Consider the following 13,247-nt stretch of genomic DNA (forward strand, 5'->3'; position numbering starts at 1 on the left):
CGCGATCGCACGTGCGCGTTTCGTCGGCCCACCGGCCACGACCCGTGCCGGGCGGCGTGACCGGACCGGCACGCCGCCGTTTCGGCGCCGCTGCGAGATTCAGTCCGCCGCCACGGCCAGCGGAGCACTGATCTCACCGGCGGCGTGCAGGGTGCTGTACGCCTGCGCCAATGCGGCGATCGCGGCCGGAACCCCCACGATCAGGCCACCGACGATCGGCCCCACGGCCGCCCCGATTCCCAGCCCGGGAATGCAGCCGCCGATCGCGCCCACGACCGCGCCGATGACGCAACCGCCCACCAGGCCCACCACCCCGCCGGCCATGGTGCCCACGGTGGCGGCCAACATGAATTCGTTGCCGACCTGGTTCAGTGCGGTGTCGATGTCGGCCTGCGGATCGCTGGTCAGCACCGACACCGGGGTCGCGACCGGAGCCTGCGGCGAAAGCTGCTGCCCCGCATCAGCATTCGCTTCGACATTCACTTCGGTGGCGTTCGGGGCGGGCGCGGCGGTGGCCGCCTCCGTGGTGAGCGTCATCAGGGTCGCGGCGAGGGCGGCGGCGACGAGGACACGGGCGTTGCGGTTCATGAGATCTCCAATATCGAGGGGTTGTCGGTTCGGTTCGGGTGATGCGCCGGTGTCAGCGCCCGGCGCGCGCGAGGTCGCGGAACACGGCGATGGTGTCGAGTTCGTCCTGGCCGGTGCCGTAGTCGCTCAGTTTCACGATGACCGTGTGGCTGGGCGGGTCGACGTAGATGTACTGGCCATAGACGCCGACCGCGGACAGATCGGCGCCGTCGCCGCCGACCGGGTGCCACCACTGCGCCGAGTAGCCCCAGCCATCCACTTGGTGCGGCGCGGGGTTGCCGATCCGGGTGATCCAGGCGGGCGGAATGATCTGAGCGCCGCCGGCCCGGCCGCCGTCGAGCACCAGCTGCCCGATCTTGGCGTAGTCGCGGGCGGTGGCGTTGAAACAGCAGAACGCCTTTTCCTGCCCGCCGTCGTGGTCGAGATTCCACAGCGCGGAATCCTGGGCGCCCATCGGCCCCCAGATGTCACGCTCGAAAAGCTCGGTGAGGGGTTTGCCTTCCACTCGCGCCATGATCTGGCCGAGCAGCTGGGTGTCGACGCTGCGGTATTCCGCCGTGGACCCGGGCGTGAAGCGCAGGCCGCGGTGATCGCGCAGGAATCCGGGCAGGTCCTCGGTGAGATACATACGCGCGGTGCCCGACAGCGGTAGGTACTTGTTGTAATTCTCGCCGACGTCGACGCCCGAGGTCATGTCCAGCAGTTGCCCGACGGTCACGCTGTCGTAGTCGGTGCCGGTCCGCAGCTCGGGCAGGAGGTCGCCGAGCCGATCGCTCTCCCGCAATTTCCCGGCGTCGATCGCGCGGCCGACGAGCAGGGACACCAGCGATTTGGCCAACGACCACGAGGACAGCCGGGTCGTCGCGTCGACTCCGTCGCGATACCACTCGTAGGCGACGGCGCCGTCACGTACGACCACGAACGCATTGGTCTTGGTGGTGTCCAGGAACTGCCCCACCGGAATCCGGTCCTGTTTCCACGGGACGGTGCCCGGCAACTCGCTCGTACGGACGGGCAGCGGTCGTGGCGTGCCGGACGCCGCGGCGGTCCGGCTGGCGAACAAGACGCCCTGCTGGGACGGCGGCGCGGTCTCGAGCCGGTAGAGAGTCAGTGGTCCGGGAATGTTCAAGATCGCGGTGCCCGCCCACGCGGCGGCGGTCGTCAGCGCCACCACCAGGGCGAATGCGACCGCGACGCGCGGCCCGTAACGCCGAGCGCGGGAGCGGGCGGGAGCGGGCGGCCTGTCTTCGAGCGCTGTTGTCATCGATTACCTCGGTTCGAGCAGTGAGAGCCGGGCCAAGATAACTTAAAAGACGATCGTACGAATAGTTTTCTGTAGATTCGCCCTCCATTCATCAGGCAAGATTGGGCCCAGGAGGAGGTGACGGTGACAACCGGATACACGGACGGGCGGCGCGCCCGCGGCCAACAGCGCTACCAGCTCGTCCTCGACGCCGCGCTCGAACTGGTGGCGCGTGACGGATTGCCCGCGTTGACCACCCGCGCGCTGGCGGCCGCGGCCGGAGTTTCCCTGGCGTCGATCACCTACCACTTCCCCACCCGCGCTGAACTGGTGTATTCGACCTGTGAGGAGGCAGTGCGCCGCGACATCGCCTCGACCCGGGAGATGCTCGGGGAGTTGCGCCGCGACTTCGATCTGCGCACCGCCTCCCCGGCCGACCTGGCCGACCGCTGGCTGCTGATGAGCATGGCTCCCACACGCCGCATCATGTCCGTGTTCAGCCTGTACCTCGAGGTGGTCCGGCAACCGGATCTGGCTCCGCTGGTGGTGCGGTGGAACGACGAGACCCTCGAGCTCGTCGTCGCGACCCTCACGGAAGCCGGCGCTCCGCAACCGATCGCGGCCGCGAGGGTGCTCAGCGCGGCACTCGACGGCCTGCGCCTGCCCATGGTCGCCCTGCCCGATTACACGCTCACCCGCGCCGACCACGACGATGTGGAACTGCTGTTCGGCTGGGCCCTCGGCAGGTGACGGCCGGGATGCCGAGTCACACCGGCGCGTCCATTACCGTGAGGATGAATGCTGACCGGTCCGACAGGGACGACACCGAGCTACCGGAAGTGGCGTAAGAACAAAGGCTGGGCTGGGCGATCATGGGTGAGCTGCATGTGACCTTCATCTGCACCGGCAATATCTGCCGGTCCCCGATGGCCGAGAAGATCTTCGCCGCGCATCTCGAGCGCGCGGGATTGGCGGATCGGGTGCGGGTGAGCAGTGCCGGGACCGGGAACTGGCATGTCGGGGACGAGGCCGACTACCGGACCGATCGGGAGCTGAGCGCGCACGGGTATCCGACCGGGCACACTGCCGCGGTGATCGGGGCCGACCATCGCGACGCCGATCTGGTGGTGGCGCTCGACACCGGGCACGAGCGGGACCTGGCCCGGATGGGGGTGCCGTCGGACCGGCGGCGGCTGCTGCGCAGTTTCGACCCGGACGCGGACGGTCGCTCGGTGCCGGACCCGTACTACGGCGACCAGTCCGATTTCACGTTGGTGCGCGAACAGATCGAGGCGGCCGTGCCGGGGATGCTGGACTGGGTGCGCGAACAGCTCGGCGAGGATCCGAGGGACGGAGGCCGGGACGCATGAGCGCACTGCTGCGTCGCCTCACCTTCCTGCTGCGCCCGAGCTGGCTGATCCTGGCCGTGGTGGTCGCCGGTTTCGCCTACCTGTGCTTCACCGTGCTCGCGCCCTGGCAGCTGGGCAAGAACACCCGCACCTCCGATCGCAACGACCGCATCGCCGCGTCGGTGCACGCCGACCCGGTGGACATCGCCGGGCTGCTGTCGGGCGACGGCAAGAACACCGAATGGCGGCGCGTCACCGCCACCGGCAGCTACGTCCCGAACTCGACGGTCCTGGTGCGCTTGCGCCACCTCGACGGGCAGCCCGCCTACACCGTGCTCGCCGCGTTCCGGCTCGACGACGGCCGCACCCTGCTGGTCGACCGCGGCCAGATCGCGGCCGCGCAGGGCGGCACCCGCCCGCCCGCCATCGCCGACCCGCCGACCGGGCCGCAGCACCTCGAGGCCCGTATCCGCGCCTCCGAGGGCGTCATCGAGAAGAAGCCGCCGACCACCGAGGACGGCTTCCGGCAGGTGTACACGACCGACACCGCCCAGGAGGCCACCGTCCTCGGCCTCCCCCTCACCCCCATCCCCACCGACGGCCTCGGCGGCTACCTCCAGCTCGACGTGGGCCAGCCGGGCGCCTTCACCCCCGACGCCCTCCCCCAGCTCGACGCCGGCCCCTACCTCTCCTACGGCCTGCAATGGCTGGCCTTCGGCGTCATGGCTCCCCTCGGCCTCGGCTACTTCGTCTGGGCCGAGATCCGTGCCCGCCGCCGCGAGAAGTCCGACGCCGCCGCCCAACCCGCCACCCCGGCCGAACAGGTCACCGAGGCGCCCGAGACCGCGACGACAGCCGACACCGCCGAATCTCCCACTCCCTCGCCGACGGCCAAACCCAACGATCCGGCCCCGATCAAGGCGAAGACCACCGCCAACGAGGCCCGCCTCGCCGACCGCTACGGCGGCACCCGCCGCTGACTCCGGCCGAGCGCCGCCGACCGCGACCGCACCGCAGCCTCCCGAGACTCCTGAACTCCGCACGGTGTCCGAGCGCGCGAATCCGAGGGTGCACGGCCATCGGGGCGTCGGCACCTGGGCCATCGTCACGTTCGTGCTGAGCGCACCGATCTCCCGCCAGGACGGTCGCCTGACGGTGTGCGCGGCGGCCGGGGGCCGGGCGTGCCGTCGGCTCGGCTAGCCTCGCCGGGTGCGTATGGGGACTGCTACTGCGGCCGGGTTGCTGCTCGGCTTCGGGCTGGATCGGGTGCTGGGCGATCCTCGGCGCGGGCATCCGGTGGCCGGGTTCGGTTCGGCGGCAATGCGGGTCGAGCAGGTCACTTATCGGGACAGCCGCGCCGCCGGTGTTGTGCACGAGATCGTGCTGGTCGGCGCCGCGACGGGGCTGGGAATCGGGTTGCGGCGCCTGGCGTCCGGGCAGGCCGGCGCGGGGCGGCGGATCTCGCGAGGGCGTTCGGCGGGCCGGGGTGGGATCTCGCTCGGGCGGGCGGTGGCGGAGGTGGCGCTCACCGCGGCCGTGACCTGGACCGTGCTCGGCGGGACCACGCTCGCGAAGACCGGGCGGGATATGGCTGATCGGCTCGAGTCCGGGGACATCGATGGGGCGCGGGCGTTGCTGCCGTCGCTGTGCGGGCGGGATCCCGAGGCGCTCGATGCGGATGGGCTGGCGCGGGCCGCGCTCGAATCCATCGCCGAGAACACCTCGGACGCGACTGTCGCGCCGCTGTTCTGGGGCGCGGCGGCGGGTGTTCCGGGGCTGCTGGCCTATCGGGCGATCAATACCCTCGACGCGATGGTCGGCTATCGCAATGAGCGGTACGAGCGGTTCGGGTGGGCGGCGGCGCGGACCGATGATGTCGCGAACCTCGCGCCCGCGCGGGTGAGCGGGCTGCTCACGACCGCGCTCGCGCCGGTGATCGGTGGCCGCCCGGGTGATGCGTGGCGGGCCTGGCGGCGGGATGCCGCGAAGCATCCGAGTCCGAATGCCGGTGTGGCGGAGGCGTCCATGGCGGGGGCGCTCGGGGTGACGCTCGGCGGGCGCACCGAGTACCGGCACGGGATCGAGATGCGGCCCACACTGGGCGACGGCCCGGTGCCACGGGTGCGCGATCTCCGCCGCGCGGTCCGGCTCTCGGAGGCCGTCCAGCTCGGCACGGCGCTGGCCGCGGCGGCGGCTGTGTACTGCCGCCAACGCTGACCCACGTCCTCGGGGCATGGCCCTGACGCCGGAACGGCCCCGCGCTTCGCGTCCGTTTCGGCGGTCGCTCCGACCGCAATCGCGAGACCGGACAGTCGGCTTGGCTAAGTTCATCGGGTGAATGTCACACTCCGATGAGCTGTGTCGTCGGTGTTGTGAACGGTTCGCCCAACAGGCGGGCGTAAGCGAAGGCGAGGGTGCGATGAGTGGTGGGCAGCGGCCGGACGGGCCCGATCAGGCCGAGCTGGCACGGCAGTTCGAGGAGCATCGCGGCTATCTGCGGCGGGTCGCGTACAGCACGCTCGGCAGTCTCAGCGACGCCGACGACGTGGTGCAGGAGGCGTGGCTGCGACTGGTCCGGTACTACGAGACCAGCCCCGAGGACGCGCAGATCGAGAACCTGCGCGCCTGGCTGACCACGGTCACCGGGCGGCTGGCCCTCGACTACCTGGGGTCCGCCCGTGCGCGGCGCGAACAGTATGTGGGCGAATGGCTTCCGGAGCCCGAGGTCACCACCTGGGACGACCCGGCCGACCGCATCTCGCAGGACGAGCGGGTCACCACCGCGCTGCTGGTAGTGCTGGAATCGCTGTCGCCCGCCGAGCGGACCGCGTTCGTACTGCAGGACGTCTTCGGCATGACCGGTCCGGAGGTGGCCGAAGTCGTGGGCCGCACCCCCGCCGCGGTGCGCCAATTGGCCTCGCGCGCCCGTAAACACGTGGAGAACGGCACTCCCCGCTTCCCCGCCAGCGCGGACGAGCACGAGAAGGTGGTGTCGGCGTTCGCGGTGGCGTGGCGTTCCGGCGACCTGAGCGCGCTACTGGGTGTGCTCGACACCAATGTCACCTTCACCTCCGACGGCGGCGGCAAGGTGCAGGCGTTCCTGCACCCGATGCACGGCGCGGACAAGGTCGCCGCGACGCTGCTCGGGTTCCTGGAATTCGCGTCGAAGGTCGGCGGCGCGTGGGGTCGCCCGGTGCTGGTCAACGGCCGTCCCGGTCTGGTGGTGTTCGACGGCAAGAACACCGGCGTCTTCTCGTTCACCATCGACGAGGGCCGGATCACCAAGATCGACGTGGTGCGCAACCCGGACAAGCTGCGCGACCTCCCGGCCGACGGCGCGGGACCCGATTGGGCGCTGGGCTCGTCCGAGTCCTGAGCGACGGACACCGCGGGCCCGCAACCGGATTCCCCCGGTCACGGGCCCGCCGCCCGGTCAGGATGAGGTGTAGGTCGCCGGCCCCAGGCCGTGCGCGGCCGCCACCTCCGGCGAGTAGAGCCGCCCGGCGTCGGCGGTGAGCCCTTGCGCGAGACCGGGATCCGCGGCGCACGCGCCCGACCAGCCCAGGTTCGCGATGGCGCGCGCGTACGGCAGCGTCACATTGGTGAGCGCCACGGTGGACGTGTGCGGGACCGCGCCCGGCATGTTCGCGACGCAGTAGAACAGCGTGTCCGCCACGTGGAACGTCGGTTTCGCGTGCGTGGTCGGATGCGAGCTCTCGAAGCAGCCGCCCTGATCGATGGCGATATCGACCAGCACCGCGCCGGACCGCATCCGCGCGACCAGACTGTCGGGCACCAGTTTCGGGGCCCGCGCACCCGGCACCAGCACCGACCCGATCACCAGATCGGCGGCCAGCACGGCCTTCTCGACCTCGGCGGTATTCGATCCGATGGTGGTGATCCGACCGCCGAACCGGGCGTCCAGTTCCCGCAATCGCGCGATATTGGTGTCCAGCACCGTGACCCGCGCCCCCATGCCGACCGCGACGGTCGCCGCGTTGCTGCCCGCCACGCCCCCGCCCAGCACCACCGTGTCCGCGGGCCGCACGCCCGGCACCCCGCCGAGCAGCAGCCCGGACCCGCCCTGCGGCGCCATCAGGTGATACGCCCCGACCATGCCGCCGAGCTTGCCCGCCACCTCGCTCATGGGCGCGAGCAACGGCAGGGTGCCGTCGGCTGCGCGCACGGTCTCATAGGCGATGGCGGTGATACCCGAGCGCAGGATGGCGTCGGTGCATTCCCGCGAGGCGGCCAGGTGCAGGAAGGTGAACAGCACCTGCCCCGCCCGCATGCGCGAATACTCCTCGGCGATCGGCTCTTTCACCTTCAGCACCAGTTCGGCCGCGTCCCAGACGTCGTCGGCGGTAGGCGCCGTGCGGGCGCCCGCCGCGAGGTAGTCGGCATCGTGGAAGCCGGACCCGAGGCCCGCTCCGGCCTCGATCAGCACCTCGTGGCCGCCCCGCACCAGTTCCCCGGCGCCGGCCGGGGTGAGGGCGACGCGGTACTCCTGCTCCTTGACCTCCCGTGGAACCCCGATTCTCATACCGCCATCGTTCCCCGGCCGGGGCCGCGCCGCCATCAGCGCCACGGCCCGAATTCGGCGGCCGTTCTCAGCGCGCGACCGCGGCGGGGAGCTCGAGGGTCAGGGTCTCGCCGGGGCTCGGGATGCGCAGGCGGTCGGTCTGTCCCGCGAGCATGAAGCGGTGGGTCAGGTAGTCGAGGTGCTCGGAGAAGTGCGCCCAGCCCTCGGCGTGCACCGGCACGATCAGCGCGTCGCCGAGCGCGAGCGAGGCCTTGGCGGCGGTGCGGCCGTTGAGGGTCAGATCCAGATCGCCGAAGCGGTCGACGTTCGCCGCCCCCACATTGAGGATGGCGATGTCGATGCGCCCGAAGCGTTCCGCGATCCGCTGCACGTTCTCGACCGAGGCGTTGTCGCCGGAGACGTACACGGTCGGCAACCCGTCGGCCTGCAGGACGAACCCGGTGACCACACCGGTGAGCGGCTCGCAGCCCTCCGGTCCGTGCAGCGCGGGCACGCCGGTGACGGTCACCGCGCCGATCCGCACCGATTCCCAGTTCGCGAGTCCCCGAACGCCTTCCATGCGCTCGGCGGCGTCGGGGGTCGACAGCACGTGCTCGACGCTCGGCAGCAGCGCGCGACCGGCGGCGTCGAGGTTGTCGGCGTGCTGGTCGTGCGAGAGCAGCACCACGTCGATCGGGCCGATCTGCGCGACCGGGACGGCGGGTCCGGCCAGCTTGTAGAGGGTGACCGGGCCGGGGTAGTTGCCGGGCTCGTCGAAGGTCGGGTCGGTCAGGAAGGTCAGGTCGCCGTAGCCGAAACGCACGGTGGGACCGCCGATGTGGAGGATCTCGAGGGCGGCCGCGGTGTCGATCTTGTTCGTCATGGCATCGAGTTTCGTCCGCGGGACCGAGCGCCGACAGTGGCCCGAAGGCCGCGTATCGATAAGATCGGGCCATGCGTGCCGAGCACACCGTCGCCGTTCTGGCGCACGACGGGATCAGCCCCTTCCACCTGTCGGTCCCCACCCTGGTGTTCGGCCGGATCGGCGCGGGCGGCCCCGACCACAGTCCGTACCGCGTGGTGGTGTGCGCCGAGCAACCCGGAACCTTCGCCACGCCCGCGGGATTCGACATCGTCGTCGGCCACGGGCTGGAGGCGGCCGAGACCGCCGACACCTTCGTGATCCCCGCGTGGGACCGCGATCGCCCACTGCCCGAACCGGTTCGCGACGCCCTGCACCGGGCCCACGCCCGCGGCGCCCGGATCGTGGGCCTGTGCCTGGGCGCGTGGGCGGTGGCGGCCAGCGGCCTGGCCGACGGGCGCGAGATCACCACCCACTGGTCGGCGGCCACGGAGCTGGCCCGCGCCTATCCGGCGGTGCGGGTGCGGGCCGACCGGTTGTGGACCGACGACGGCGATCTGATCACCTCCGCCGGCACGGCCGCGGCACTCGACTGCTGCCTGCATCTGGTGCGCACCGATCACGGCAGCAGAATGGCGGCCGAGCTGGCGCGCAGTCTCGTACTGGCCCCGCATCGCAGTGGCTCACAGGCGCAGTACATTCCGGTCGCGGTGCCCGAATCGGTGGACGAGGATCCGATCGAGCACGCCATGGTCTGGGCCCGCACCCATCTCGACGAGCCCGTCGATCTGGACGGCTGGGCACGCACGGCGCTCATGTCGCGGCGCACCTTCACCCGGCGATTCCGCGACCGCACCGGCGCGAGCCCGCAGCAGTGGCTGCTGCAGCAGCGCGTCGATCACGCCCGGTTGCTGCTGGAATCGACCGACGACACCATGGATCGCGTCGCCGCCGATTCCGGACTGGGCACCGGCGTCAATCTGCGCCATCACTTCCACCGGCTGCTGGGCACCACCCCCGCGGCCCACCGCGCCCTGTTCCGCCGCTAAGTTCGCCCCATGAGGATTCAGCTGGGTGAGCACGCGCCGCAGATCGACGAGACCGCGTGGATCGCGCCCAACGCCACCGTGGCCGGCCGGGTGCGGCTGGAAGACGAAGTGAGCGTCTGGTATTCGGCGGTGCTGCGCGGGGACATGGACCAGATCACCGTGGGCGCGCGCAGCAATATCCAGGACGGCTGCGTGCTGCACGCCGATCCCGGCTTCCCGTGCACCGTGGGCGAGGGTGTCTCGGTCGGGCACAACGCGATTCTGCACGGCTGCACCGTCGGCGATGACGTGCTGATCGGGATGGGCGCGACGGTGCTCAACGGCGCGGTGATCGGCGAGGGCAGTCTGATCGCGGCCAACGCGCTGGTGCCGGAGGGCGCGCAGATTCCGCCGGGGTCGCTGGTGGCGGGCGTCCCGGGCAAGGTGCGCCGGGAGCTGAGCGAGGCCGAGCGTGATCACATTCGCCTGAATGCGGCCGCATACCTGCACAACTCGGCGCTGCATCGCCAGGGTCAAGAGGCGTGACTGAAGGGGGCGTGTGAGAAGCCCCACACTGATCAAGTGACCAGTCAGTCCGCTGCTAGCATCGGCGGATGCGTTCCCGGCGGCCCGCGCTGTGCAGCCGCTAGCCGGGTGCGCGCTCGGGGCTAGCAGGAGGTTTCACGGTGTCGTACAAGCACGACGGTATGCACCGACAGCGCATCAGCGTGGCCGACATCGCCGCGCAGCCAGGGGGATTCGAGGCGCTGCAACGCCGAGTCCACGAACTACGTTCCAGCGGCATCGATTTCGCGGCCAATGCCATCGAGAGCGAAATGGCCGCCCTCGACGTCCGCTGACCGGACCGGGCGTTCACTGATCGGACGGGGTACGAACCGCGACCCCGCGGCAATGAGATACTTTCGGATCGGCCTGTGCGCTACCGCGCCTCGGCCGTTCACCGCGCTGTCGCGGGGTCGTCCACCCGATCGACTGGAGACTCGATGCCGTCCGTTCCCACCATCCTGCAACGCATTCTCGAAAAGCCGCGGAGCGAAGGCGAACAGCTATTGGAAAGCGCGCTGTCGGCGTTCCTGGACTTCGGGATCAAGCGAACCAGCATGGGGGAAATCGCCCGTCGCGCCGGGATCAGCCCTGCCACCCTGTACCGGCGATTCGAATCCAAGAACGATCTGGTCGCCGCGGTCGGCGTGCGCGAGGCGCAGCTGTTCATCGCCGAGATCGACGAGCGGGTGCGGATCGCCGCGGGCGGCAAGTCCGGGCAGGCGCAGCTGGTGGAGGTATTCGCGGCGTTCATCATTCAGCTGGCCAACAACAAGCTGCTGCGGCGGCTGCTGCGCACCGAGCCGGAGACCATCCTGCCGCGGCTGACCACCGAGGCCGGGCCGGTGCTCGCGGTCGGGCGCACCTATCTGGCCGAGAAACTGCGCGCGCTACAGGCTTCCGGGGACGTGCCGGACTTCGACGCCGATCTGGTGGCCGAGGTGTTCGCGCGGCTGGGGCAGTCGCTGGTGCTGACGCCGGACGGGCTGATCCCGCTCACCGACGAGACGGCGGCACGCGAGTTCGCGCGGCGCACGGTGCTGCCGATGATCGGCGTGCAGCCGGTCTGAGCCGGAACCCTCTTCGTCTCCACGGCACCGACACGGGCGAAAAGTCGTTCGATCGACGCGGGGAGTTCCGGCACACTGGCGACCATGCAGTTGCGTTCCGCTCTCCGCTCCGCCCGCGGCCGGGTCGCCACGTGGTTGCCGCTGCGGCGGGTGGTGAAGATCTGCGCCGTGATCGCGGTGCTGGGATTCACGGTGCTGGTCGCGTCGGATCTGTGGATCCGGATGGCGCACCGGAAGTACGAGTACAGCGTGGAGAGCGCCCCGTCCGCCGATGTCGCCATCGTGCTCGGCGCGGAGGTCAAGGCGAACGGGAAGCCGTCGGACTACCTGAAGGCCCGCCTGGACCTGGGCCGGCAGCTGCTGGAGGCCGGGAAGGTGAAGGCGCTGCTGCTCACCGGCGACAACGGCCGCTCCACCTACGACGAGCCGACCGCCATGCGCGCCTACCTGATCGAGCAGGGTGTGCCCGCCGCCAAGATCGCGCTCGACTACGCCGGATTCAGCACCCACGAATCGTGTGTGCGCGCCCACGACATCTTCGGCGTCACCTCCGCCATCGCGGTCACCCAGGATTTCAGCCTGCCCCGCACCATCGCGCTGTGCCGCGCGGCCGGGATCGATACGGTCGCGGTCGGTGACGACACCATGCCGCACACCACGGTCTATCGCCAGAATTGGCTGCGCGAGCAATTGGCCGACACCAAGGCCGTCTATTCCATTCTCCTGCACCCCGAGCCGACATTCCGTGGCGCACAGGAGAGTTCGGTCCGCGACGCGATGGCCGCGGACCCGCAGCCCTGACCGGTCAGATATTCCCGGCCAGCGATCCCGCACTACCCGCCGCACCCGCGGCCACCGCACTACCCGTCATGAGACCGACCGCGGCGAGAACCAGAGCCCACATATGTAGAACCTTTCGAGAGCGAAATTGAAGACGCCTCGAAAAGTAGTGCGGCCCACCATGTCCCGACGAGAGCCGAACCCGGATTCTGCGCCGACTCCATGGCGATACCCAGCACCTTCCCAGTACCCGATCGAGGCCCGATGTGGTAAGCGCGAATATCACGCGCTGCACCGCCGCCACAAGCGCTCCGACACACACAAACAGGATCTAATGCATGACCGTCGAGAAACGAGTTATGTGGCAGCATCCCGTTATGGGTTGCTCGTCGGTGACTGCGAGCGGGAATCGGCGATGAGCATGCAGTGGGAAGGCGGGCATCGGTGACCGGAGACGGCGACCGGCTGGCGGATGACATCTCGATTCCCAGCTTCGGCCAGGCCTTACGCCGCCTCCGCGACGAACGCGGCTTCTCCCGCGAACACCTGGCCTACTCCGCCGGCGTCAGCGCCAGCTACGTCACCCTGCTCGAGAAGGGCGAACGCGGCAACCCGACCCGATCCGTCGTCGAAGCCCTCCTGCGCTGCCTCGACACCAAGGCGCCGCTGACCCCCACCGACCGCCGCCACCTCTTCGACCTGGCGGGCCTGCGCGTGGACGACGCCCCCACCTCCGAGGACCTGTACGACTCCCTCACCCCCGACCAACGCGAGGCCCTGGCCCTGTTCCACCCCGCCCTCGCCGCCTACATCGCCCCTGGCGGCGACGTCCTCGACGCCAACGACGACTGGTACGCCGCCTTCCCCGGCCTCCGCGAGGACCGCAATATCTTCCACTGGCTCTTCGGCAACCCGATAGCCAAACTCGTTGAACCCGACTGGCAAACCGAGGCCCGCCTCTACGTCCAATGGCTCCGCATGACCGTCGGCCGCCTCCCCGACGATCCCTCCCTCACCACCCTGGTCGCCGATCTGGCCCGTTACCCCCACTTCCGCCAATACTGGTCCGAAGGCACTGTCGACTTCACCCCGCCCGTCCGCACCCTCCGCCTCCGAAACCCCAACTCCGGCACAATCCGCGAATACAACGTCCAAGTAGGCCCCATCCAAAGCGAAACTTACCCCGACCGAATAGTCCTATTGCTCTGTCTCCCCCTCTGAGGCGATTCAGCTCGCAGTCG

General features: G+C 70.1%; 16 protein-coding genes. 12 read left to right on the forward strand and 4 right to left on the reverse strand.

All coding sequences use genetic code 11. From position 1 onward, the window contains the following. Nucleotides 1-99 precede the first annotated feature (99 nt). Both ACFYTS_RS21310 and ACFYTS_RS21315 read right to left on the reverse strand, forming a co-directional pair. Entirely contained in the window at nt 100-588 is a 489-nt protein-coding gene (locus ACFYTS_RS21310) for a hypothetical protein (RefSeq protein ID WP_387306608.1), read from the reverse strand. Between the two features lie 52 nt (nt 589-640). Beyond that, nucleotides 641-1,852: a serine hydrolase domain-containing protein gene (locus ACFYTS_RS21315; RefSeq protein ID WP_387306609.1), complete on the reverse strand. Its 1,212-nt coding sequence runs from the start codon at nt 1,850-1,852 to the stop codon at nt 641-643. A 123-nt stretch (nt 1,853-1,975) separates the two neighbouring features. Between ACFYTS_RS21315 and ACFYTS_RS21320 the strand changes: the two genes are divergently transcribed. The 6 genes from ACFYTS_RS21320 (at nt 1,976) to sigJ (ending at nt 6,556) form a co-directional block, all read left to right on the forward strand. After that, nucleotides 1,976-2,581, forward strand: a complete 606-nt coding sequence (locus ACFYTS_RS21320) for a TetR/AcrR family transcriptional regulator (protein WP_387306611.1) — start codon at nt 1,976-1,978, stop codon at nt 2,579-2,581. Nucleotides 2,582-2,703: 122 nt separating this feature from the next. Beyond that, a complete protein-coding gene (locus ACFYTS_RS21325) occupies nt 2,704-3,201 on the forward strand; it encodes a low molecular weight protein-tyrosine-phosphatase (RefSeq protein ID WP_387306613.1) in 498 nt (165 codons plus the stop codon). Between the two features lie 8 nt (nt 3,202-3,209). Further along, nucleotides 3,210-4,160, forward strand: coding sequence for an SURF1 family cytochrome oxidase biogenesis protein (locus ACFYTS_RS21330; protein ID WP_387306884.1), 951 nt, complete (start codon nt 3,210-3,212; stop codon nt 4,158-4,160). Between the two features lie 64 nt (nt 4,161-4,224). Further along, the gene (locus ACFYTS_RS21335; RefSeq protein ID WP_387306615.1) at nt 4,225-4,380 is read left to right on the forward strand and encodes a hypothetical protein; all 156 of its coding nucleotides are present in this window, start codon (nt 4,225-4,227) and stop codon (nt 4,378-4,380) included. A 15-nt stretch (nt 4,381-4,395) separates the two neighbouring features. After that, the gene (locus ACFYTS_RS21340; RefSeq protein WP_387306886.1) at nt 4,396-5,397 is read left to right on the forward strand and encodes a cobalamin biosynthesis protein; all 1,002 of its coding nucleotides are present in this window, start codon (nt 4,396-4,398) and stop codon (nt 5,395-5,397) included. 202 nt (nt 5,398-5,599) lie between these two features. Further along, nucleotides 5,600-6,556 carry an RNA polymerase sigma factor SigJ gene (gene sigJ, locus ACFYTS_RS21345; protein WP_357278237.1) on the forward strand — a complete coding sequence of 319 codons (957 nt, stop codon included), beginning with the start codon at nt 5,600-5,602 and terminating at the stop codon, nt 6,554-6,556. Between the two features lie 57 nt (nt 6,557-6,613). On the opposite strand, the gene ald is transcribed toward sigJ, so the two are convergent. Continuing rightward, a complete protein-coding gene (gene ald / locus ACFYTS_RS21350) occupies nt 6,614-7,723 on the reverse strand; it encodes an alanine dehydrogenase (protein ID WP_387306617.1) in 1,110 nt (369 codons plus the stop codon). 67 nt (nt 7,724-7,790) lie between these two features. Next, complete coding sequence (locus ACFYTS_RS21355; RefSeq protein WP_357278241.1) at nt 7,791-8,585, reverse strand: MBL fold metallo-hydrolase; 795 nt, start codon at nt 8,583-8,585, stop codon at nt 7,791-7,793. A 71-nt stretch (nt 8,586-8,656) separates the two neighbouring features. On the opposite strand from ACFYTS_RS21355, the gene ACFYTS_RS21360 reads away from it, so the two are divergent. The 6 genes from ACFYTS_RS21360 (at nt 8,657) to ACFYTS_RS21385 (ending at nt 13,227) form a co-directional block, all read left to right on the forward strand. Continuing rightward, on the forward strand, nt 8,657-9,613 hold the full coding sequence (locus ACFYTS_RS21360; protein WP_357278243.1) for a helix-turn-helix domain-containing protein: 957 nt from the start codon (nt 8,657-8,659) through the stop codon (nt 9,611-9,613). Between the two features lie 9 nt (nt 9,614-9,622). Continuing rightward, the gene (locus ACFYTS_RS21365) at nt 9,623-10,138 is read left to right on the forward strand and encodes a gamma carbonic anhydrase family protein (RefSeq protein WP_357278245.1); all 516 of its coding nucleotides are present in this window, start codon (nt 9,623-9,625) and stop codon (nt 10,136-10,138) included. Nucleotides 10,139-10,278: 140 nt separating this feature from the next. Next, nucleotides 10,279-10,452, forward strand: a complete 174-nt coding sequence (locus tag ACFYTS_RS21370) for a hypothetical protein (RefSeq protein WP_213560258.1) — start codon at nt 10,279-10,281, stop codon at nt 10,450-10,452. A 144-nt stretch (nt 10,453-10,596) separates the two neighbouring features. Then, complete coding sequence (locus ACFYTS_RS21375; protein ID WP_357278248.1) at nt 10,597-11,226, forward strand: TetR/AcrR family transcriptional regulator; 630 nt, start codon at nt 10,597-10,599, stop codon at nt 11,224-11,226. An 84-nt stretch (nt 11,227-11,310) separates the two neighbouring features. Further along, the gene (locus tag ACFYTS_RS21380; protein ID WP_387306621.1) at nt 11,311-12,027 is read left to right on the forward strand and encodes a vancomycin high temperature exclusion protein; all 717 of its coding nucleotides are present in this window, start codon (nt 11,311-11,313) and stop codon (nt 12,025-12,027) included. Nucleotides 12,028-12,450: 423 nt separating this feature from the next. After that, on the forward strand, nt 12,451-13,227 hold the full coding sequence (locus ACFYTS_RS21385) for a helix-turn-helix transcriptional regulator (RefSeq protein ID WP_357278253.1): 777 nt from the start codon (nt 12,451-12,453) through the stop codon (nt 13,225-13,227). The last annotated feature ends 20 nt before the right edge of the window (nt 13,228-13,247 follow it).

The sequence above is a fragment of the Nocardia sp. NPDC004151 genome, assembly GCF_042874235.1.
Classification (GTDB): Bacteria; Actinomycetota; Actinomycetes; order Mycobacteriales; family Mycobacteriaceae; genus Nocardia.

Excerpts from the sequence above, each read along its gene's own strand:
- ACFYTS_RS21310 (WP_387306608.1), bottom strand. The coding sequence starts at position 588 with ATGAACCGCAACGCCCGTGTCCTCGTCGCCGCCGCCCTCGCCGCGACC.
- ACFYTS_RS21315 (WP_387306609.1), bottom strand. The coding sequence starts at position 1,852 with ATGACAACAGCGCTCGAAGACAGGCCGCCCGCTCCCGCCCGCTCCCGC.
- ACFYTS_RS21325 (WP_387306613.1), top strand. The coding sequence starts at position 2,704 with ATGGGTGAGCTGCATGTGACCTTCATCTGCACCGGCAATATCTGCCGG.
- ACFYTS_RS21340 (WP_387306886.1), top strand. The coding sequence starts at position 4,396 with ATGGGGACTGCTACTGCGGCCGGGTTGCTGCTCGGCTTCGGGCTGGAT.
- sigJ (WP_357278237.1), top strand. The coding sequence starts at position 5,600 with ATGAGTGGTGGGCAGCGGCCGGACGGGCCCGATCAGGCCGAGCTGGCA.
- ald (WP_387306617.1), bottom strand. The coding sequence starts at position 7,723 with ATGAGAATCGGGGTTCCACGGGAGGTCAAGGAGCAGGAGTACCGCGTC.
- ACFYTS_RS21355 (WP_357278241.1), bottom strand. The coding sequence starts at position 8,585 with ATGACGAACAAGATCGACACCGCGGCCGCCCTCGAGATCCTCCACATC.
- ACFYTS_RS21360 (WP_357278243.1), top strand. The coding sequence starts at position 8,657 with ATGCGTGCCGAGCACACCGTCGCCGTTCTGGCGCACGACGGGATCAGC.
- ACFYTS_RS21365 (WP_357278245.1), top strand. The coding sequence starts at position 9,623 with ATGAGGATTCAGCTGGGTGAGCACGCGCCGCAGATCGACGAGACCGCG.
- ACFYTS_RS21375 (WP_357278248.1), top strand. The coding sequence starts at position 10,597 with ATGCCGTCCGTTCCCACCATCCTGCAACGCATTCTCGAAAAGCCGCGG.
- ACFYTS_RS21380 (WP_387306621.1), top strand. The coding sequence starts at position 11,311 with ATGCAGTTGCGTTCCGCTCTCCGCTCCGCCCGCGGCCGGGTCGCCACG.